This window comes from Streptomyces sp. H27-H1 (assembly GCF_026627445.1).
Lineage (GTDB): Bacteria > Actinomycetota > Actinomycetes > Streptomycetales > Streptomycetaceae > Streptomyces.
Window position 1 is genome coordinate 41,480 of the sequence record NZ_JAPNLJ010000043.1, and the last position, 20,127, is coordinate 61,606.

Annotated in this window: 17 protein-coding genes and 2 pseudogenes; 13 read left to right on the top strand and 6 right to left on the bottom strand. The window is 72.8% G+C overall.

Going from position 1 to position 20,127, the window contains the following annotated elements:
• Positions 1-226 precede the first annotated feature (226 nt).
• On the top strand, positions 227-994 hold the full coding sequence (locus OTB20_RS33110; RefSeq protein WP_267823275.1) for a response regulator transcription factor: 768 nt from the start codon (positions 227-229) through the stop codon (positions 992-994).
• Positions 995-1,006: 12 nt separating this feature from the next.
• Positions 1,007-2,425: a sensor histidine kinase gene (locus OTB20_RS33115; protein ID WP_267823277.1), complete on the top strand. Its 1,419-nt coding sequence runs from the start codon at positions 1,007-1,009 to the stop codon at positions 2,423-2,425.
• A 16-nt stretch (positions 2,426-2,441) separates the two neighbouring features.
• Here OTB20_RS33115 and OTB20_RS42590 read toward each other — a convergent pair.
• A pseudogene (locus OTB20_RS42590) lies at positions 2,442-2,756 on the bottom strand (glycosyl hydrolase-related protein); the annotation flags it as partial.
• A 91-nt stretch (positions 2,757-2,847) separates the two neighbouring features.
• Positions 2,848-3,078: an endo-beta-N-acetylglucosaminidase gene (locus OTB20_RS33120; protein WP_324290447.1), complete on the bottom strand. Its 231-nt coding sequence runs from the start codon at positions 3,076-3,078 to the stop codon at positions 2,848-2,850.
• 116 nt (positions 3,079-3,194) lie between these two features.
• On the opposite strand from OTB20_RS33120, the gene OTB20_RS33125 reads away from it, so the two are divergent.
• Entirely contained in the window at positions 3,195-3,809 is a 615-nt protein-coding gene (locus OTB20_RS33125) for a LacI family DNA-binding transcriptional regulator (RefSeq protein WP_324290448.1), read from the top strand.
• 110 nt (positions 3,810-3,919) lie between these two features.
• Positions 3,920-4,837 carry an ROK family protein gene (locus tag OTB20_RS33130; RefSeq protein ID WP_267823305.1) on the top strand — a complete coding sequence of 306 codons (918 nt, stop codon included), beginning with the start codon at positions 3,920-3,922 and terminating at the stop codon, positions 4,835-4,837.
• 6 nt (positions 4,838-4,843) lie between these two features.
• On the opposite strand, the gene OTB20_RS33135 is transcribed toward OTB20_RS33130, so the two are convergent.
• On the bottom strand, positions 4,844-5,839 hold the full coding sequence (locus tag OTB20_RS33135) for a TAXI family TRAP transporter solute-binding subunit (RefSeq protein ID WP_267823281.1): 996 nt from the start codon (positions 5,837-5,839) through the stop codon (positions 4,844-4,846).
• A 113-nt stretch (positions 5,840-5,952) separates the two neighbouring features.
• Between OTB20_RS33135 and miaB the strand changes: the two genes are divergently transcribed.
• Together miaB and OTB20_RS33145 are read left to right on the top strand one after the other, a co-directional pair.
• A complete protein-coding gene (miaB, locus tag OTB20_RS33140) occupies positions 5,953-7,461 on the top strand; it encodes a tRNA (N6-isopentenyl adenosine(37)-C2)-methylthiotransferase MiaB (RefSeq protein ID WP_267823283.1) in 1,509 nt (502 codons plus the stop codon).
• 33 nt (positions 7,462-7,494) lie between these two features.
• The gene (locus tag OTB20_RS33145; RefSeq protein WP_267823285.1) at positions 7,495-8,199 is read left to right on the top strand and encodes a hypothetical protein; all 705 of its coding nucleotides are present in this window, start codon (positions 7,495-7,497) and stop codon (positions 8,197-8,199) included.
• A 100-nt stretch (positions 8,200-8,299) separates the two neighbouring features.
• Here the strand turns inward: OTB20_RS33145 and OTB20_RS33150 are convergent, their stop codons facing one another.
• A complete protein-coding gene (locus OTB20_RS33150; protein WP_267823287.1) occupies positions 8,300-8,545 on the bottom strand; it encodes an antitoxin in 246 nt (81 codons plus the stop codon).
• Between the two features lie 24 nt (positions 8,546-8,569).
• Positions 8,570-8,785 carry a gliding motility protein gene (locus OTB20_RS33155; RefSeq protein ID WP_267823289.1) on the bottom strand — a complete coding sequence of 72 codons (216 nt, stop codon included), beginning with the start codon at positions 8,783-8,785 and terminating at the stop codon, positions 8,570-8,572.
• Positions 8,786-9,004: 219 nt separating this feature from the next.
• Here OTB20_RS33155 and miaA point away from each other — a divergent pair, with 219 nt between their 5' ends.
• The 6 genes from miaA (at position 9,005) to hflX (ending at position 17,024) form a co-directional block, all read left to right on the top strand.
• Entirely contained in the window at positions 9,005-9,943 is a 939-nt protein-coding gene (miaA, locus tag OTB20_RS33160; protein WP_267823291.1) for a tRNA (adenosine(37)-N6)-dimethylallyltransferase MiaA, read from the top strand.
• 126 nt (positions 9,944-10,069) lie between these two features.
• Positions 10,070-10,636, top strand: coding sequence for a hypothetical protein (locus OTB20_RS33165; protein ID WP_420716537.1), 567 nt, complete (start codon positions 10,070-10,072; stop codon positions 10,634-10,636).
• 46 nt (positions 10,637-10,682) lie between these two features.
• Entirely contained in the window at positions 10,683-11,558 is an 876-nt protein-coding gene (gene dapF / locus OTB20_RS33170) for a diaminopimelate epimerase (RefSeq protein ID WP_267823294.1), read from the top strand.
• Positions 11,559-11,698: 140 nt separating this feature from the next.
• Positions 11,699-13,780 (top strand): RelA/SpoT family protein, encoded by a 2,082-nt coding sequence (locus tag OTB20_RS33175; RefSeq protein WP_267823295.1) that lies wholly within the window; start codon positions 11,699-11,701, stop codon positions 13,778-13,780.
• Between the two features lie 76 nt (positions 13,781-13,856).
• The gene (locus tag OTB20_RS33180) at positions 13,857-15,305 is read left to right on the top strand and encodes a M1 family metallopeptidase (protein WP_267823296.1); all 1,449 of its coding nucleotides are present in this window, start codon (positions 13,857-13,859) and stop codon (positions 15,303-15,305) included.
• Between the two features lie 210 nt (positions 15,306-15,515).
• A complete protein-coding gene (hflX, locus tag OTB20_RS33185; protein WP_267823297.1) occupies positions 15,516-17,024 on the top strand; it encodes a GTPase HflX in 1,509 nt (502 codons plus the stop codon).
• A gap of 159 nt (positions 17,025-17,183) precedes the next feature.
• Here the strand turns inward: hflX and OTB20_RS33190 are convergent, their stop codons facing one another.
• On the bottom strand, positions 17,184-18,353 hold the full coding sequence (locus OTB20_RS33190; RefSeq protein WP_267823298.1) for a trypsin-like serine peptidase: 1,170 nt from the start codon (positions 18,351-18,353) through the stop codon (positions 17,184-17,186).
• 476 nt (positions 18,354-18,829) lie between these two features.
• Here OTB20_RS33190 and OTB20_RS33195 point away from each other — a divergent pair.
• Positions 18,830-20,099: pseudogene (locus tag OTB20_RS33195) on the top strand (diaminobutyrate--2-oxoglutarate transaminase family protein).
• Positions 20,100-20,127: the final 28 nt, after the last annotated feature.

Consider the following 20,127-nt stretch of genomic DNA (forward strand, 5'->3'; position numbering starts at 1 on the left):
TGATGTGGCGCGCACAGCGTCAGTACATCTGAGGGAGAATTGAGCATAACGATCCGGCCTCGCACCGATACGCTCCGTACTCGAGGCCGTCAGGCACCGGCCGTGGCCGTACCGGGTGCGTAACGGAAGGCCCGTCGGACCGGAACCGCCTTGACGTGGGAGTCCGCATCGGCGTGGATGCTTGGTGGCCGCCAAACGAACGCGAAGAGATGGAGAGGGGGACGACATGAGACTGCTGCTCGTCGAGGACGACGACCACGTCGCCGCCGCCCTGTCCGCGATCCTCGCCCGGCACGGCTTCAAGGTCACCCATGCCCGCAGCGGCGAGGAGGCCCTGCAGGCCCTGCTGACGGCGGGCACCCCGTCCCAGGCCTCCGCCTACGGGGTGATCCTGCTCGACCTCGGCCTGCCCGACCAGGACGGGTACGAGGTGTGCGGCAAGATCCGCAAGCGCACCACCACGCCCGTCATCATGGTCACCGCGCGGGCCGACGTGCGCTCCCGCATCCACGGACTCAACATGGGCGCCGACGACTACGTCACCAAGCCCTACGACACCGGCGAACTCCTCGCCCGGATCCACGCGGTGGCCCGCCGTACCGGCGTCTCCGAGGAGACCGCCGCCGGCCCCGCGAGCACGTCCGGCCTGGTCCGCCTCGGGACCGTGGGCCTCGAGGCGTCCACTCGCCGGGTCAGCGTGGACGGGGTCGACGTACCGCTCACCCGCAAGGAGTTCGACCTGCTGGCCCTGCTCGCGCAGCGCCCCGGAGTCGTCTTCCGCCGCGAGCAGATCATCAGCGAGGTGTGGCGCACCAGCTGGGAAGGGACCGGCCGGACCCTCGAAGTGCACGTGGCCTCGCTGCGTTCCAAGCTGCGCATGCCGGCGCTCATCGAGACCGTCCGCGGCGTGGGATACCGGCTCGTCGTGCCGCCCGCCCCGCCGGTCCCGCCCGCCCCCGCCCCGCCCGCGGCCTCCGCCCCGCCCGCCGTCTAGCGGCGACCCGTCGTGCGCGCCCGTCTGCTCCCGCTGCTCGTCGTCCTGATGGCGGGCGTCCTGCTCGCCCTCGGCTTCCCGCTCGCGGTGGCCCTCGCGGCCGGGCAGCAGCAGCGGGTGGTCGTCGACCGGATCGACGACAGCGCCCGCTTCGCCGCACTCGCCCAGTTCGTCATCGACGCCGAGGGCTCCAACGCCAGCGGAGCCGACGAGCGCCGCGCGACCCTCCAGCAGGAACTGGCCCGCTACCAGGAGCTGTACGGGATCCGCGTCGGCATCTTCCGGCGGGACGACAACGCCATGGCCCGGTCCCCCGGCTGGTGGGAAATCCCGAAATCGGGAGACGGCACCAAGGCGGTCGAAGACGCGGTCGCCGGGCGGCGCAGCCACGACCCCGGCCAGGTGTGGCCCTGGCAGACCCGCGGCAGACTCCTCGTCATCTCCCCGGTCATCCTCGACGGTGACGTGGTCGCCGTCGTCGCCACCGATTCACCCACCGACCAGATGCGAGCCCGGATCCTGCGGGGCTGGCTGCTCATCGCCGCCGGGCTCGGCGCGGCCATGCTGCTGGCCTTCGGCGCCGCCCTGCGGCTGACCAGCTGGGTACTCAAGCCCGTGCAGACCCTGGACGCGGCCGCTCACGGCATCGCCACGGGGCGGATGAACTCCCGGGTCGCGGCGAGCGGCGGCCCCCCGGAACTCAGGCGCCTGTCCCGCTCGTTCAACGAGATGGCCGACAACGTCGAAGAGGTGCTGGAGCAGCAGCGGGCCTTTGTCGCGGACGCCTCCCACCAGCTGCGCAATCCGCTGGCCGCACTGCTCCTGCGGATCGAGCTGCTCGCCCTCGAACTGCCCGAGGGCAATGCGGAGATCGCCTCCGTACGGACCGAGGGAAAGCGGCTGACCCAGGTCCTGGACGACCTGCTGGACCTTGCCCTGGCCGAGCACGCCACCGCCGAGATCAGGCTCATCGACATCGCGGGGCTTGCCGCCGAGCGGGTGACCGCCTGGCGCCCGTTCGCCGAGGAGAAGGGCGTCCGGCTCACCGCGACGGGGCGCAGCGCCGCCACCGGCTGGGCCGACCCGATCGCGCTCTCCAGCGCGCTCGACGCCGTCATCGACAACGCCCTCAAGTTCACTCCCGAGGGTGAGGCCGTCGAAGTCGCGCTCTCCGTGGAGGGCGACCGGGTGCGGATCGTGGTCGCCGACCGGGGCCCCGGACTCACCGCGGAGGAGATGCTCCGGATCGGGGACCGGTTCTGGCGCAGCGGCCGCCACCAGAACGTCAAGGGCTCCGGGCTCGGCCTCTCCATCTCCCGCACCCTGCTCGCCGCGGGCGGCGGGTCCCTCTCCTACGAGAAGAACCCGCCGCACGGGCTGCGCGTGACGGTGGCCGTCCCGCGCGCCGACCCCACCGCCTGCCCCGAGTGAACCGCAGGGTCACCAGCTCGAACGGACCGAGCCGTACGTGGGCCGGCGCGCCCGAGGACGCCACCAGCGCGGGGGCTTCGGCCGGCGGGCGCGCCAGCAGGTCCGTGGCGCGCACGCCGGCGTGGTCGAAGTCCAGGGTCAGCCGGGCGTCGGCCCGGCCGCCCGTGGTCTCGTACAGCCGGACCGCTGTGCGTATGGCACGGCCGCTTCGGCGGCGACTGCGCGCGCCTGCAACCGGGCCGCCGATCACACCTCGCGTGTCGCTTTCGACACGAAGACGTTCCGTCGGAACGAGTCGCAGGAGGCCGTGGACGCCTATGCGGCCCTGCACGCGAAAGGCAGGGAGCCTCGGTGCGTGGAGGCGTCGGCGGGCGGCGACAGCACCTCCTTGAGTTCGGCGCCGGCGGCGGCCGCCGTCTCGTTCACCGCCTGGAGGTCGAGCGCGTCCAGGCAGCGTTCGACCGCGCGCAGCAGCTCCCAGTGCCGGGCCCCGTCCACGCGTCGTACCAGGTGATGGAGAGGCCGTGCGGTTCACCGGCGGCGCGCAGGGCGCGCAGGAACTGCCGCATCCGGGCGGCGAGTTCGCTGTCGCCGCCGTCGGTCTCGGCGTTGACGATCCAGCCGTCGAACCCGTACGCCTGCGCCACCTGCACCAGCTTCTCGGCGACGGGGAACCGGCCGAGGGCGTCCTGCCGGATCAGGTCGCGACGCCGAATGCGCCGTCTACCGCCGCTGGTGGGCGGAGCGGCGCGTCGACGGGGTCGTCGTCGTGGACCCGAGGCCCGAGGACCCGCGCCCGGCCCTGCTCGAACAGCTCGTCCTCCCGGCCGTCACGGTGGGGGAGACGGGACCGGGCTCCGGTTCCCCCACCGCCCTGTTCGCGTCCGGGCGGACCGACGCCGGTGCCATGGCGCAGGTGCTCGAGCACCTGTACGGACTCGGCCACCGCCGGATCAGCTCGCTGCGCGCGGAGGCGCAGCGTCTGGGCCTCGGCCCCGGACAGGTGCGCTCGGTCGCCACCGACTACTCCGACGCCGAGGGGGCGCAGGCCACCCGGCGGATCCTTGCCGAGGCCGAGGCCGAGCCGCCGACCGCGATCGTCTACGACAACGACGTGATGGCGGTGGCCGGCGTGGGTGCCGCCTCCGAGCTGGGCATCCCCGTACAGGGCGGACTCTCCGTCGTCGCCTGGGACGACTCCGCGCTCTGCCGGGCCACCCGCCCCCGGCTCACGGCCCTGGTCCGCGATACCGCCGGGTTCGGCCGGCTCGCCGCCGAGGAACTCCTCGCCGTCCTCGCCGGGGGGCCGCCGAGGTCCCGTGAGAGCGAGCGGCCGAGGCTGGAGCCCCGAGAGAGTACGGCCCCGCCGTCGGCCGCATACTGATTCCGACCCCTTCCTGGAGCGCCACCGTGACCACTCCCACCCCCATTCCCGCCCCCGCCCTCCCCGCCCCCCGGGCCGGAGCGGGCAGCGACCGCGGCCCGACGGTCGCGATCGACATCGGCGGTACGAAGATCGCCGGCGCGCTCGTGGACTCCGACGGCACCATGACGGCCACCACCCGCCGCCCCACCCCGCGCGGCGCCGACGGGGACACCGTGTTCGCCGCCGTCGCCGAGGTCGTCGCGGAGCTGGCGAAGTCCCCGCTGTGGGCCTCGGCCGTCCGGTGCGGGATCGGCAGCGCGGGCCCGGTGGACACCGCGCTCGGCACGGTGAGCCCGGTCAACATCGGCGCCTGGCGGGGCTTCCCCGTCCAGGCCCGGGTGGAGGCGGAGCTCGCGGAGCACAGGATGCGGATCCCGACGGTGCTGGCCGGCGACGGGGTGGCGATGACCGCCGCGGAGCACTGGCTGGGCGCCGCCCGCGGGCACGCCAACGCGCTCTGCATGGTGGTCTCCACCGGCGTCGGCGGCGGACTCGTCCTGAACAACCAGCTACACCCCGGCCCCACCGGGAACGCGGGTCACATCGGCCACATCAGCGTCGCCTTCGACGGGGAGCCGTGCGCGTGCGGCGGCCGCGGCTGCGTGGAGTCCATCGCCTCCGGCACCGCCATCGCGGCCTGGGCACTGGCCCAGGGCTGGGTTCCGGCCGGGGACGCCACCGCGGCCGGGGTGGCGGCCGCCGCCGCTGCGGGCGATCCCGTCGCCGTGGCCGCCTTCGACCGCGCGGGCCGGGCACTGGCGGCCGCCATCGCGGCCACCGCCACCCTCGTCGAGACCGACATCGCCGTCATCGGAGGCGGCGTCGCCGCCTCCGGGGACACCCTCTTCGGGCCGGTCCGGACGCACCTGGCCTCGTACGCGACCCTGTCGTTCGTCAAGGACCTCCAGGTCGTCCCGGCGACGCTGGGCACCCACGCGGGCCTGATCGGGGCCGCGGCCGCGGCGACGATGCTGCTGTCCTCGTGAACGCGGCTACGGCTTGACGGAGCGGTAGTAGCGGCCCGCGCCCTCGTGCAGTTGCAGGGGGTCCGTGTAGATCGCCGTCCGCAGGTCCACGAGCTGGGCCGCGTGCACCTCGCGCCCGATCTCGTCCCGGCTGAGGATCACCGTCCGCGTGAACTGCTCCGTCAGCTCGGCGCCCGTGTCCTCCCGGGTCACCAGCAGGTTCGGCACCGCCACGGTGGACACCGCTGAGGTGTTGCGGGCGCGGGCGTAGGCGTCCTGGGGCATCACCGCCGCCCGGTAGTAGCGCGCGGGACTGCCACCTGCCTGGAGCGCCTCCACCAGGTCGCCGAGCTGCACGAGCCGGATCTCGAACCGCTCCGAGAGCTCGCGCACGGCATTGGTGGGCAGGCCGCCCGACCAGAAGAAGGCGTCGATCCGGCCGGCCTCCAGCTCCGCCGGCATGGTGTCGATGCCGATGGCCACCGGGGTGATGTCGCGGTCGGGGTCCAGCGAAGCCGCCGTGAGCAGCCGCTCCGAGATCAGCCGCACGCCCGAGCCGTCCTGGCCGACGGCGACCCGCTTGCCGCGCAGGTCCCGGGCGGACTGGACGGGTGACCCGGCGGGCACCACGAGCTGGACGTAGTCGTCGTAGAGGCGGGCCAGACCCCGCAGCCGCTCCGCTCCGGGCTTGCGGTCGACTCGGTACTTGGCCACCGCGTCGGCCGTCGCCACCGTGAAGTCGGCCTCGCCCGCGGCCACCCGCTGCAGGTTCTGCTGCGAGCCCTCGCTGGGCTTCAGCCGGACGCGCACCCCGGGCACGTCCTCGGCGAGCGCCTGCTCCAGCAGCTGGCCGTAGCGGTGGTAGACGCCGGTCTGGACGCCGGTGCTGATGGTGATCCCACCCGTGACCTCCGGCCGGCCGAAGGGCCGCAGCCACCAGACGAGGGCGCAGAGCACGGCCAGTACGGCCACCAGGGCCCGCAGGGCACGGCGCCTGCTGATCCGGGGCGATACGAGAGGCATGGCCGCGATCCTGCCACCGACCCGCCGTCCTGTCACGGCCCGCCCGGGCCGCCCGGGCCACTCCGGCCCGCGGCCCGGCCCTGGCCGCCACGCCCGACCCTTACCCTTGCTAGGTGAGAACCGAGGGCGAGGCGACTGTTGTGAAAACGTACGAGGTCCGGACGTACGGCTGTCAGATGAACGTGCACGACTCCGAGCGGCTGTCCGGCCTGCTGGAGGACGCCGGGTACGTCCGCGCCCCCCAGGGCTCCGACGGTGACGCCGACGTCGTCGTGTTCAACACCTGCGCCGTCCGCGAGAACGCCGACAACAAGCTCTACGGCAACCTCGGGCGGCTCGCCCCGATGAAGACCAAGCGCCCCGGCATGCAGATCGCCGTCGGCGGCTGCCTCGCCCAGAAGGACCGCGACACCATCGTGGACCGCGCCCCCTGGGTCGACGTGGTCTTCGGCACGCACAACATCGGCAAACTGCCCGTCCTGCTGGAGCGTGCGCGCATCCAGGAAGAGGCGCAGATCGAGATCGCCGAGTCGCTGGAGGCCTTCCCCTCCACGCTCCCGACCCGGCGCGAGTCCGCGTACGCCGCCTGGGTCTCGATCTCCGTGGGCTGCAACAACACCTGCACCTTCTGCATCGTCCCGGCGCTGCGCGGCAAGGAGGAGGACCGCCGTCCCGGCGACATCCTCGCCGAGGTCGAGGCCCTGGTCGCCGAGGGCGTATCCGAGATCACCCTGCTCGGCCAGAACGTCAACGCCTACGGCTCCGACCTGGGCGACCGCGAGGCCTTCTCCAAGCTGCTGCGCGCCTGCGGCGCCATCGAAGGCCTGGAGCGGGTCCGCTTCACCTCCCCGCACCCGCGCGACTTCACCGACGACGTGATCGCGGCGATGGCCGAGACCCCCAACGTCATGCCGCAGCTGCACATGCCGATGCAGTCCGGATCGGACACGATCCTGAAGGCGATGCGCCGCTCGTACCGCCAGGAGCGCTTCCTCGGCATCATCGAGAAGGTCCGCGCCGCCATCCCGCACGCGGCGATCTCCACCGACATCATCGTGGGCTTCCCCGGTGAGACGGAGGAGGACTTCCAGCAGACCATGCACGCGGTGCGCGAGGCGCGCTTCGCGAACGCCTTCACCTTCCAGTACTCCAAGCGCCCCGGAACCCCGGCCGCCGACATGGAGGGGCAGATCCCCAAGGCAGTCGTCCAGGAGCGGTACATGCGCCTGGTCGCCCTCCAGGAGGAGATCTCCTGGGAGGAGAACAAGACGCAGGTCGGCCGCACCCTGGAGGTCATGGTCGCGGAGGGCGAAGGCCGCAAGGACGGCGCCACGCACCGGCTGTCCGGGCGCGCCCCCGACAACCGCCTGGTGCACTTCACGAAGCCGGACGAAGAGGTCCGCCCGGGCGACGTCGTCACCGTGGAGATCACCTACGCCGCCCCGCACCACCTGCTGGCCGAGGGGCCGGCCCAGGCGGTACGCCGCACCCGTGCCGGCGACGCCTGGGAGAAGCGCAACGCGGCTCCGGCGCAGCCCAAGGGCGTCCTCCTCGGCATCCCGACCCTGGGCGTCCCGGCCCCCCTGCCGGTCACCACGGCGGGCTGCGCCGTTCCGTCCTGACGCGGCCCCCCGGCTCCGGCTACGCTGCGGATCATGCTCGTAGCCGCCGCCGTCTGCCCCGCCCCGCCGATGCTCCTGCCGGAGCTCGCCACGGGAGCCGCCGCCGAACTGGGTGACGCCCGGACCGCGTGTTCCGACGCGCTGTCCGTGCTCACCGCCTCCCGGCCCGATCTGCTCGTCGTGGTCGGAGCCGCCGACCCGGACCACCACGGTCCCTACCCGCAAGGCGCCCGCGGCACCTTCCGCGGATTCGGCGCCGGGGCCGACGTACGGCTGGGCGAGGGGGAAGAGGGCCCGCGCCTGCTGCCCACCGCGCTCGCCGTCGGCGCCTGGCTGCTCGGCCGGGCGGGCTGGGGCGCAGCGCCCGTAGAGGGCTTCGGGGCCGGCCCGCTGGACACCGGGCGGTGCCTCGAGGCCGGCCGGGAGCTCGCCGCGCGCGAGGCCCGGGTCGCCCTGCTCGTCATGGGTGACGGCAGTGCCTGCCGGTCCCTCAAGGCCCCCGGCTACCTGGACGAACGCGCCGCCGCCTTCGACGCCGAGGCCGCCCGCGCACTCGGCGCCGCCGACCTGCCCGCACTCGCCGCCCTCGACGCGGGACTCGCCGCCGAGCTCCAGGCGGCGGGACGGGCCCCCTGGCAGGTGCTCGCGGGCGCCGCCGAGGGCGCGGGCCTGGAAGGCCGGCTGCTGTACGAGGACGCCCCGTACGGGGTCGGGTACTTCGTCGCCGCCTGGTCGTAGCCTTCGCCCGTGGCGGCGGCGGGCCGCAGGGACTCGTACACGGAGAAGGGGCGCGGCACCGAGTGGTGCCGCGCCCCTTCCCGGGATGCCCGGGACCGCGTCAGGAAGCGGCCGGCGGTGTCGGCCCGCCGGGAGTGTCCTTGTGCGCGATCTTGCCCAGGGCGTCCTTCGCCTTGTCCGCGCCGCTAGAGATCTGGCCGCTGTACTTGCCCTTGGTCTTGGAGTCGACGGCCTTGGCCACCTTCTCCAGATTCTGGCTGATCTTGCCCTCGTGCTGCGCAGCGAGGTCGCCGACCTTGTCCTTGGCGGGCGCGAGCTTGGCCTTCAGATTGTCCAGCAGGCCCATGGGTCACCTTCCGATAGCGGTTGGCTACGTACGGGCACCCTCTGCGGCCTCGCTGTCCGCGCTGACCTCCGCCGACTGCTGCTTCGGGATCTCGACGGCTTCCACCGCGCTCTCCTCCGCCACAGCCTGCTCGGTCCCGGCCTCGTCGGCCGTCGCGGACTCCGCCGTCGGATCCGCGGAAACGGCCTCTTCGGTCGTCACCGGGGTCTTACGGCCGAGAAGCCGGTCCAAAATGCCCATGTCTACTCCTATAACGTTACTCGTGTGAGTGAAGTTCCGCCGTGGACGGGCCGCAGGCCGGGCCGTGGCCGGACCGGCTCACGCCGGTCACGGGCCGGGCGTACGACAGGCGCGCGCCGGGCCGGAACCCCGCCAAGGCAACGACCCCGATCCGGTGCCGTCACGTAGCCCGATCGGGTACATGGCAGTGCCTTGACGGGGGGCTGCGAGACTGGTGCGGTGAGGAAAGCAGCCACCGCCCCGCGCGTCATCGCCGTCGTAGGACCCACCGCGGCCGGAAAGTCCGATCTGGGCGTAGCCCTGGCCCGTCATTTCGACGGCGAAGTCGTCAACGCCGACTCGATGCAGCTGTACCGGGGGATGGACATCGGTACGGCCAAACTGACGACGCAGGAGCGCGGAGGGGTCCCGCACCGCCTCCTCGACATCTGGGACGTCACCGAGACGGCGAGCGTCGCCGAGTACCAGCGCCTCGCCCGCGCCGAGATCGACGAGCTGCTCGCCCAGGGCCGTACGCCGGTCCTCGTCGGCGGTTCCGGCCTCTACGTACGGGGCGCGCTCGACGCCATGGACTTCCCCGGCACCGACCCCGAGGTCCGGGCCCGGCTGGAGGCCGAGGCCACCCTGCGCGGCCCCGGCGCCCTGCACGCCCGCCTCGCGGCCGCCGACCCGGCCGCCGCGCAGGCGATCCTGCCCAGCAACGGTCGCCGCATTGTGCGGGCACTGGAGGTCATCGAGATCACCGGACGGCCGTTCACCGCCAACCTGCCCGGCCACGAGTCCGTCTACGACACGGTCCAGATCGGTGTGGACGTGGCCCGGCCCGAGCTCGACGAGCGGATCGCCCTGCGCGTGGACCGGATGTGGGAAGCCGGGCTGGTGGACGAGGTCCGCGCGCTGGAGGCCGCGGGCCTGCGCCACGGAATCACCGCTTCCAGGGCGCTCGGCTACCAGCAGGTGCTGGCGGTCCTCGCCGGGGAGTGCACGGAGGAGGAAGCGCGCGCCGAAACGGTCCGGGCCACCAAGCGATTCGCCCGCCGGCAGGATTCGTGGTTCCGCCGTGATCCGAGGGTGCACTGGCTCAGCGGGGGCGTCGCGGACCGGGGGGAACTCGCCGGACTCGCGCAGTCGTTGGTCGAACGAGCGGTCACAGCCTGATCACGTGATGGCATCGGGACGCCCCGCACGCCCGTCCGGGGCCTGACGGCGTGCCATCATCAAACTTCCGCCGGTGCCGTCACCGGCGGTGAACGGCGGCGTACGGAGTCCAAGTAGGGAGGGCGCGTGGCGATGGAGGCCGGCCCTCGTGACACCGGACGGGACGACGCCCGACGGGAAACGGACCCGATGCTTCACAGTGCCCTCGCCGACGGCGACGGCCTGGGACTTCCCGCCGACGTGCTCGGACTGCTCGCGGACGCCGACGGCCTCGGACTGCCCGCGGAACCCGCGCGGCTGACCACCGACGGCCCGGACGCGCCGGACTCCGCCGAGGCGGAAGCCGCCGGCGCCCCCGAGATCGAGGTGGAACTGCGCCCGCAGCGGCGCCTGAGGCTGTGGCAGATCGCCCCCATCGTCATCCTGGCCGCGGCCGGATCCCTGATGTTCGCCTTCCCGCTCGCCTTCGAGTTCGGCGACGGCGGAGCGGTCGTGGCCATGCTCGGATTCCTCATCAGCTGCTGCGCCGGCGGCTGGGGCATGATGGCCGCCCGCCGCGTGGGCTACGCCCTGCCGGGGCTCCCGGCCCGCGGTTCGGGACTGCGGCCCGACTGGCGCCTCGCCCTGCTGTACGCACTGGTCGCGCTGGGTGTCGTCGTGCTCGCGGTGTACCGGGTGGCCCGGCTCCGGTAGCGGGGCGCCCCGGCCCGGTCGGCCGCGGGCTCGGTACCATGGGCGGGTGACGCAGACCAGCCTCTCCTTCCTCAAGGGCCACGGCACCGAGAACGACTTCGTGATCGTCCCGGATCCGGACAACACCGTCGAGCTGTCGGCCTCCGCCGTCGCGCGGCTGTGCGACCGCAGGGCCGGGATCGGCGCGGACGGCGTGCTGCACGTCGTGCGCTCCGCCGCGCACCCCGAGGCGGCGCACCTGGCCGACGAGGCCGAATGGTTCATGGACTACCGCAACAGTGACGGCTCCATCGCCGAGATGTGCGGCAACGGCGTCCGCGTCTTCGCCCGCTACCTCCAGCACGCCGGGCACGTGGAGGCGGGCGACCTGGCCGTCGCCACCCGCGGCGGAGTCAAGCGCGTCCACCTCGACAAGACCGGCGACGTGACCGTCTCCATGGGCCGCGCCGAACTGCCCGAGGGCGAGGTCACCGTCTCCGTAGGGGCCCGTTCCTGGCCCGCGCGCAACGTCAACATGGGGAACCCGCACGCGGTGGCCTTCGTCGACAGCCTGGACGACGCCGGGAAGCTGCTGGACCCGCCCCCGTACAGCCCGGCGTCCGCCTACCCGACGGGTGTCAACGTCGAGTTCGTCGTCGACCGCGGCCCCCGGCACGTCGCCATGCGCGTCCACGAGCGGGGTTCCGGCGAGACCCGCTCCTGCGGCACCGGCGCCTGCGCGGTCGCCGTGGCCGCCATCCGCCGCGACGGCGCGGACCCGGCCGTCACCGGCGAGCCCGCCACGTACACCGTCGATCTGCCCGGGGGCACGCTGGTCATCACCGAGCACCCCGACGGGCGGATCGAGATGACCGGACCCGCCGTGATCGTGGCCGAGGGCGAGTTCGATCCCGCCTGGCTCGCCGAAACGGCTTTCGCTTAAAGCTTCCCTCTAATGGGTGATCCGTTTCACGCTGAGCGAGAGAGGGACTGCGCCACGTGGTGGGGTCGGTAGCATCAGGCACCGGCCCTGAGGGCTCACCCCAAGCCCACCACCGCCGGCCGGAGCCGTCGGAGGTGCCCATGAGTGCAGAGGCCACGAACCCCGAAGCACGTCCCGAAGCGCTCCCTGAACTTCGCAGACGCGGCCGCACTAGGCTTGACCTGCGACGACTCGGACGCGCCGCACTGCTCGGACCCACGCCCAGGGACCGGCTGCCCGATGCCATCGGCCATGTCGCCGAGGCGCACCGGGCACATCACCCGGCCGCGGATCTGTCCCTCCTGCGCCGCGCGTACCTGCTCGCGGAGACCTCGCACCGCGGTCAGATGCGAAAGAGCGGTGAGCCGTACATCACACATCCGCTCGCCGTGACGCTCATCCTGGCCGAACTCGGCGCCGAGACAACCACTCTGACGGCCTCGCTCCTCCACGACACCGTCGAGGACACCGACGTGACCCTCGATCAGGTCCGCGAGGAGTTCGGCGACGAGGTCTGCTTCATCGTCGACGGCGTCACCAAGGTCGAGAAGATCGACTACGGCGCCGCCGCCGAGCCCGAGACCTTCCGCAAGATGCTCGTCGCCACCGGCAACGACGTCCGCGTCATGTCCATCAAACTCGCCGACCGGCTGCACAACATGCGCACCCTCGGGGTGATGCGGCCCGAGAAACAAGCCCGCATCGCCAAGGTCACCCGCGACGTCCTGATCCCGCTCGCCGAACGGCTCGGCGTACAGGCCCTGAAGACCGAGCTGGAAGACCTCGTCTTCGCGATCCTGCACCCCGAGGAGTACGAGCACACCCGCGCCCTCATCGCGGCCCACGCGGGCGACCGCGACCCGCTGCCCGCCATCGCCGAGTCGGTACGGGCCGTCCTGCGCGACGCGGGCATCGCCGCCGAGGTGGTGGTGCGGCCCCGGCACTTCGTCTCCGTGCACCGGATCTCGCTCAAGCGCGGGGAGCTGCGCGGCTCCGACTTCGGCCGCCTGCTGGTGCTCGTCGGCGAGAACGCGGACTGCTACGCGGTACTGGGGGAGCTGCACACCTGCTTCACCCCGGTCATCTCCGAGTTCAAGGACTTCATCGCCTCCCCGAAGTTCAACCTGTACCAGTCCCTGCACACCGCCTTCGCCACGCCCGAGGGGTACGTAGCCGAGGTCATCGTGCGGACCCGGCAGATGCACCGGGTCGCCGAGGCGGGCGTGGTGGCCCTCGGTAATCCGTACACGGCTCCGCCGGCCGCCGAGGCGGCCGACTGCGAAGAGGAGCGAGTGGACCCGACGCGGCCCGGCTGGCTGTCGCGGCTGCTCGACTGGCAGCAGTCGGCGCCCGACCCCGACACCTTCTGGGACGTCCTGCGCTCGGAGCTCGCCCAGGACCGGGAGATCACCGTGTTCCGGGCCGACGGGGGCACGCTGGGCCTGCCGGCCGGCGCCAGCTGTATCGACGCCGCCTACGCGCAGCACGGCGAGGCGGCCCACAGCTGTATCGGCGCCCGGGTCAACGGGCGCCTGACCTCCCTGTCCTCCCGGCTCTCCGACGGGGACACCGTCCAGCTGCTGCTGGCGCACGACGCCTCCTCGGGGCCCGCCGCCGACTGGCTGGACCACGCCAAGACCCCGGCCGCCCGGATCGCCGTCGGCAGCTGGCTGGCTTCCCACCCCGACGGGGCCGGGCCCGCCGCCGCCGCGCCCAGGCCGCCGCTGTCGGTGATCGGCATCCGCGGTGGCGGGGGCAACGCCGTCGCCGACCTGCCGGACGCCACCGTGCGGCTCGCGGGCTGCTGCACCCCGGTGCCGCCGGACGCCGTCGAAGGGTTCGTCGTACGCGGCGGCGCCGTCACCGTGCACCGGGTCCACTGCGCGACGGTGGCCCAGATGCGTGCGGTGGGGCGGGCCCCCATCGCCGTGCACTGGCGGGCGACCGCGGACTGCCGGGTCACCCTGCTCGCCGAATCGTTCGGCCGCCCGCACCTGCTGGCCGATCTGACCGAGGCCATCGCCCGCGAGGGGGTCGAGGTGGTCTCCGCGACCGTGGAGCCGCCGGTCGAACAGCGGGTCCGGCACAGCTACACACTCCAGCTGCCCGACGCCACGGGTCTGCCGGCCCTGATGCGGGCCATGCGGGACGTGCCGGGCGTCTACGACGTCAGCCGGGCGTAGCCCGGCCGACCCCTTTCGGGTGGAGCCGTCGCGCGCCGTTCGCGGGCGCGCGGCGGGCGCTGGTAAGCGGTGGGGGATGCAGCTCACCTCTCCGCGCCTGCGCGCCGCCCTGCTGGCCGCGGCCTCCCTCACCCTCGTCGCCGCCGTCGTGCCCCCGCCCAAGGCGCTCGGCATCGGAGACCCGCTCTTCCCCGAGCTCGGGAACCCCGGTTACGACGTGCTCTCGTACGACCTGTCCTTCGCGTACAAGGACAACAAGACCCCGCTCGACGCGGTCACCGTCATCGACGCGCGCAGCCTCACGCACCTCGAAACCGTCAACCTGGACTTCACCCACGGAAAGGTGGCCTCCGCCGAGGTCAACGGGGAACCCGCCTCGTTCGCGAGCGTCGGCGAGGACCTCGTACTGACCCCCGCCCGGCCGGTCGAGCCGAACCTGCCCCTGCACATCACCGTCCGGCACACGAGCGACCCGCGCGGCCGCGGAGACGGCGGCTGGGTGGTCACCGATGACGGGCTCGCCATGGCGAACCAGGCCGACGCCGCGCACCGGGTCTTCCCGTGCAACGACCACCCCGCCGACAAGGCGTACTTCACCTTCCGGGTGAGCGCGCCGGCCGGAATGACGGCCGTGGCCAACGGGGTGCCGGGCGCACTGCCGGCCCGCAGTGCCACCGCCGCGACCACGTGGACGTACCGGACCCTGCACCCGATGGCCACCGAGCTCGCCCAGGTCTCGATCGGCGACTCGGCCGTGATCCACGGCACCGGTCCGCACGGTCTGCCGCTGCGCGACGTGGTCCCCGCGGCGGACCGGAAACGGCTGGAGCCGTGGCTGAAGAAGACCGCCGGGCACATCGAGTGGATGGAGGCACGGGTCGGCCGCTACCCCTTCGAGAACTACGGGGTGCTCATCGCGAAGGCCCGTACCGGCTTCGAGCTGGAGACGCAGACCCTGTCGCTGTTCGAGAGCGCACTGTTCGCGGGCAGCGGCGGATACCCCGAGTGGTACGTCGAGTCCGTGATGGTCCACGAGCTGGCCCACCAGTGGTTCGGCGACAGCGTGACCCCGCGCACCTGGTCGGACCTGTGGCTCAACGAGGGCCACGCCACCTGGTACGAAGCCCTGTACGCGGACGGCCTCGGCAAGTACTCCCTGGAGCGGCGGATGCGCGAGGCGTACCAGCGCTCCGACCAGTGGCGGTCGGCCGGCGGACCCCCCGCCGCGCCCAAGCCGGCCGCCCCGGGCGAGAAGATCGGGCTGTTCCGGCCGGTGGTCTACGACGGCGCCGCGCTGATCCTGTACGCGCTGCGGCAGGAGATCGGGGCCGAGGCCTTCGACCGGGTGGAGCGCCGCTGGGTGGGGGAGCACCGGGACGCGATCGCGGGTACGGCGGACTTTGTACGGCTGGCCTCGCAGGAGGCGGGACGGGACCTGGAGGCGTTCCTGGAGCCGTGGCTGTACGGGAAGAAGACGCCGGCCATGCCGGGGCACCCGGAGTGGAGCCCCGCGAAAAGCGTGTGACGCGTGCGGAACGGGCATGCCACCATCGACGAGGCCGCTGCGCGACCGCCTGACGGGACTGCTTGCCGGGACCTGCCGGGACTGCCCGGGGAATCTCCGGGGGGTGTCACACGTTGGACGTGACAGTGTTATGTCACGCGCGGGAGTAGCTTTGGCCTTGGCTCCGCTTCACCTGACGCGGACGCCTTCCAAAAACGACGTAAGGATCCAATGACCTCCTCTTCTTCCCCCTCCCAGGACGCGCGGGACGACGCACAGGATGCGCCGGACCCGCAGAGCTTCACCGAGAGCCTTCGGGCCGACGCCCTGATGGAAGAGGACGTCGCCTGGAGCCAGAAGGTCGACGGAGACCGGGACGGCGAGCAGTACGAGCGCTCCGAGCGCGCGGCCCTGCGCCGCGTGGCCGGCCTCTCCACCGAACTCGAAGACGTCACCGAGGTCGAATACCGACAGCTCCGCCTGGAGCGGGTCGTCCTCGTGGGCGTGTGGACCTCCGGCACGGCGCAGGACGCGGACAACTCCCTCGCGGAGCTCGCCGCCCTCGCCGAGACGGCGGGCGCACTCGTACTCGACGGGCTGATCCAGCGCCGCGACAAGCCCGACCCGGCCACCTTCATCGGTTCCGGCAAGGCGCGCGAGCTGCGCGACATCGTGACGGAGAGCGGCGCCGACACCGTCGTCTGCGACGGCGAGCTCAGCCCCGGCCAGCTCATCGCCCTCGAAGACGTGGTCAAGGTGAAGGTGGTCGACCGGACCGCCCTCATCCTCGACATCTTCGCCCAGCACGCCAAGTCCCGAGAGGGCAAGGCGCAGGTCGCACTCGCGCAGATGCAGTACATGCTGCCGCGACTGCGCGGCTGGGGCGCTTCGCTGTCCCGGCAGATGGGTGGCGGCGGCGGTGGTGGCATGGCCACCCGCGGCCCCGGTGAGACCAAGATCGAGACCGACCGTCGCCGGATCCGCGAGAAGATGGCGAAGATGCGCCGGGAGATCGCGGAGATGAAGACCGGCCGCGACATCAAGCGGCAGGAACGACGCCGCAACAAGGTGCCCTCGGTCGCCATCGCCGGGTACACCAACGCCGGCAAGTCCTCGCTCCTCAACCGCCTCACGGGCGCGGGCGTGCTGGTGGAGAACTCGCTGTTCGCCACCCTCGACCCGACCGTGCGCCGGGCCGAGACGCCGTCCGGCCGGGTCTACACCCTGGCCGACACGGTCGGCTTCGTCCGGCACCTGCCCCACCACCTCGTCGAGGCGTTCCGCTCCACGATGGAGGAAGTCGGCGACGCCGACCTCATCCTGCACATCGTGGACGGCTCGCACCCGGCGCCGGAGGAGCAGCTGGCGGCGGTCCGCGAGGTCATCCGCGAGGTCGGCGCCGTCAAGGTGCCCGAGATCGTGGTGATCAACAAGGCGGACGCAGCCGATCCGCTGGTGCTCCAGCGCCTGCTGCGCATCGAGCGGCGCTCCATCGCCGTCTCGGCGCGCACGGGTCAGGGCATCGAGAAACTCCTCGCGCTCATCGACGCGGAGCTGCCGCGGCCGGCGGTCGAGGTCGAGGCCGTGGTGCCCTACACGCGCGGCTCGCTGGTCGCCCGGGCGCACGCCGAGGGCGAGGTGATCTCCGAGGAGCACACGGCGGAGGGCACCCTGCTCAAGGCGCGGGTACACGCCGAACTGGCGGCGGAGTTCGCTCCGTACGTGCTCGCCAAGCACTGACGCACCGACTGAGGGCCCCCGCAACTGCGGGGGCCCTCAGTCATGCGGTGCGCGGGTGGGTCCCCGGCCGGGGCCGGGGCGCGGACCGTAATTCGGGCCGGGTCACGGACCAGGACCCGTGCCGGGTCACGGAGCGGAACCCGGCCGGGGACCGTCCGGCTACCTGAACTTGCCGCTCACGGCGTCGAAGACGCCCTTCGCCTCCGAACCGAGCCGCGGCCCGGCCAGCCAGCCCGCCTTGACGGGGCCGATCGAGGTGTTCGACACCAGCGCGGGCTTGCCGTCGGTGCCCGCCGCGACCCAGCCGCCGCCCGAGGAACCGCCGGTCATCGTGCAGCCGATGCGGTACATCGCGGGGTCGGTCGCGTTCAGCGACAGCCGGCCCGGCTTGTCGGCGCACTGGAAGGTCTTCTGGCCGTCGAACGGGGCCGCCGCCGGGTAGCCGGTGGCCGTCATCTTCGCGAGCTTGGGCGCGGCCGGGGCGTTGAACGCTACCGGGAGCGCCGTACCGACCGTCTCCTCCAGCGACTTGCCGCCGCCCTTCTCCGGGGTCACGTGCAGCACCGCGAAGTCGTACGGGGCACCCGCGCCGCCGGTCGGACCGCCGGTCGCGATCCACTGGTCGGAGGTCTGCGCCCAGTCACTCCACCACACGCCGTACGGGGCCACCTCCTCGCGGGGAGCACCCTTGAGCGCGGCCGCGGACTTGCCCGCGTTGTTGTACGACGGGACGAAGGCGATGTTGCGGTACCAGCCACCGGACTTGCCCGCGTGCACGCAATGGCCCGCAGTCCAGACCATGTTGGACTTGCCGGGGTGCGCCGGGTCCTTGACCACGGTCGCCGAGCAGACCATCGATCCCTCGGGTCCGTCGAAGAACACCTTGCCGGAGGCGGGGACGCTCTTGTGGTAGGTCGGGGCCACCGCCTTGGCGGCCACCGGAGCCGGGGTCGGGTCGGTGACACCCTGGTCCTTGCCCGCGTCCGGATCGACCGCGGGAGGCTGCGGCGTCTTGTCGGCGTCACGCATCCGGTCCGGGTCCCAGAGGTCCTCGATGATCGGGTTGATGTAGTCGCCCGCCTCGCGGAGCCAGTCCTCCTTCTTCCAGTTCTTCCACTCACCCCCCTTCCACTTCTCCAGGTCGATGCCGTGCTGCTTGAGCTTGTCCTTGAGTGCGTCCGGGATCTTGACCCCGTCCAGGCTGGCCGGAACGCTAACGGCCACGGTCGGCTTGGCGTCGGTCTCACCGTCGCCGGGCCCGCAGGCCGCGGCGGTCAGCGCGAGCGCGGCCGAGCACAGGATCGCGGTGACCGGTCGGATCGGTCGCATGTCGTGAATCCCCCTGGGTGGTTCGGGTTGGTGCCTGGGTTGGCGGGCTCCTGGGTTGCAGCACCCCACTATGCCGCTGCCGTCGGGGACGGCACAGCCCGGGGCGCTGGTTCCCCGGGACGCCGTTCTCCACGTCCCGGTTCCCGGAGCCCCGGCTCCCCCGGCCGGGCAAGGATCTTGGACCGACAAGGATCTTGGACCGGGCAAGGATCTTGGGCCCACCCGTGATCCGCCGCCGTCACCGTCGTTGGTACGTACGGGGGATGGGGGAGTAGCGCGGGTGTTCGAAGCGCACTCCGGAGGAGAACCGTGCGGGAGGAGCGACACTCGTGGCGTTGACGGGCGAGCAGGCCACGGCCGGGGCGCACGTTCCGGCGCAGGCGAACCGGGACCCGGAAGCGGGGCACTTCGCGGGTCCGGGGTCCGGGCCGGGGCAAGGGTGCGGGCCGGCTCCGGGGCTCGCTCATGGCGAGGGGATCCTGCGCAGGCAGGCACAACGGGAGTCCGCCGCGAGGACGTACGCGCGCTCCCTCCCCATCGTGCCCGTGCGCGCGCGGGGGCTGACCATCGAGGGGGCGGACGGACGCCGCTACCTCGACTGCCTCTCCGGCGCCGGAACCCTCGCCCTCGGCCACAACCACCCGGTGGTGCTCGAAGCCATCCGCGCAGTACTCGACTCGGAGGCTCCGCTGCACGTGCTGGACCTCGCGACCCCGGTCAAGGACGCTTTCACCACCGAGCTGTTCGCCAACCTGCCGGCCGAGCTGGCCGCGGACGCCCGTATCCAGTTCTGCGGACCCGCCGGGACGGACGCGGTGGAGGCCGCGCTCACACTCGTCCGCACCGCGACCGGCCGGTCCGGGCTGCTCGCCTTCACGGGGGCCTACCACGGAATGACGGCAGGGGCGCTGGCCGTCTCCGGCGGGGCCACGGACGTACGGGTGGCCCGGCTGCCGTATCCGCAGGACCACCGCTGCCCGTTCGGAGTCGGCGGGGCCGAGGGCGCGGAACTGTCGGCCCGTTGGACGTCGAACCTGCTGGACGACCCGAAGAGCGGGGTGCCCGCGCCCGCCGGAATGATCGTCGAACCGGTCCAGGGCGAAGGAGGCGTCCACCCCGCCCCCGACGCCTGGCTGCGCAGGATGCGGGAGATCACGGCGGAGCGGGGGATCCCGCTGATCGCCGACGAGGTCCAGACGGGAGTCGGGCGCACCGGAGCCTTCTGGGGGGGTCGACCACGCGGGGGTCGTGCCCGACGTGATGGTGCTCTCCAAGGCCATCGGCGGCAGCCTGCCGCTCGCGGTGATCGTGTACCGCGCGGAGCTGGACCAGTGGCCCCCCGGCGCCCACGCCGGCACCTTCCGCGGCAACCAGCTGGCCATGGCGGCGGGCACCGCGACGATGGCCTACGTCCGGGAGAACGGCCTCGCGGCGCGCGCGCAGAACCTGGGCGCGCGCATGCTCGCCGAGTTGCGCGGCTTGATCCCGGCCCACCCGTGCGTGGCGGACGTACGAGGCCGCGGGCTGATGATCGGCGTCGAACTGGCCGACCCCGACACCGGGGAAGCCGCGCCCGGCCTCGCGGTGGCCGTCCGCCAGGCCTGTCTGGACCGCGGCCTGATCGTCGAGCTCGGCGGCCGCCACTCCTGCGTCGTGCGTCTCCTGCCTCCGCTGACCCTGACCGACGAACAGGCCTCGGCCGTCCTCGACCGCCTCGCCGACGCCATCTCCGCCGCCACCCGCTAAGGACCCCGATGCCCGACCCCACCCACCC

Excerpts from the sequence above, each read along its gene's own strand:
- OTB20_RS33145 (WP_267823285.1), top strand. The coding sequence starts at position 7,495 with ATGCTCGTAGCCGCCGCCGTCTGCCCCGCCCCGCCGATGCTCCTGCCG.
- OTB20_RS33190 (WP_267823298.1), bottom strand. The coding sequence starts at position 18,353 with ATGCGACCGATCCGACCGGTCACCGCGATCCTGTGCTCGGCCGCGCTC.
- OTB20_RS33150 (WP_267823287.1), bottom strand. The coding sequence starts at position 8,545 with ATGGGCCTGCTGGACAATCTGAAGGCCAAGCTCGCGCCCGCCAAGGAC.
- OTB20_RS33180 (WP_267823296.1), top strand. The coding sequence starts at position 13,857 with ATGCAGCTCACCTCTCCGCGCCTGCGCGCCGCCCTGCTGGCCGCGGCC.
- OTB20_RS33155 (WP_267823289.1), bottom strand. The coding sequence starts at position 8,785 with ATGGGCATTTTGGACCGGCTTCTCGGCCGTAAGACCCCGGTGACGACC.
- OTB20_RS33110 (WP_267823275.1), top strand. The coding sequence starts at position 227 with ATGAGACTGCTGCTCGTCGAGGACGACGACCACGTCGCCGCCGCCCTG.
- hflX (WP_267823297.1), top strand. The coding sequence starts at position 15,516 with ATGACCTCCTCTTCTTCCCCCTCCCAGGACGCGCGGGACGACGCACAG.
- OTB20_RS33175 (WP_267823295.1), top strand. The coding sequence starts at position 11,699 with ATGAGTGCAGAGGCCACGAACCCCGAAGCACGTCCCGAAGCGCTCCCT.
- OTB20_RS33135 (WP_267823281.1), bottom strand. The coding sequence starts at position 5,839 with ATGCCTCTCGTATCGCCCCGGATCAGCAGGCGCCGTGCCCTGCGGGCC.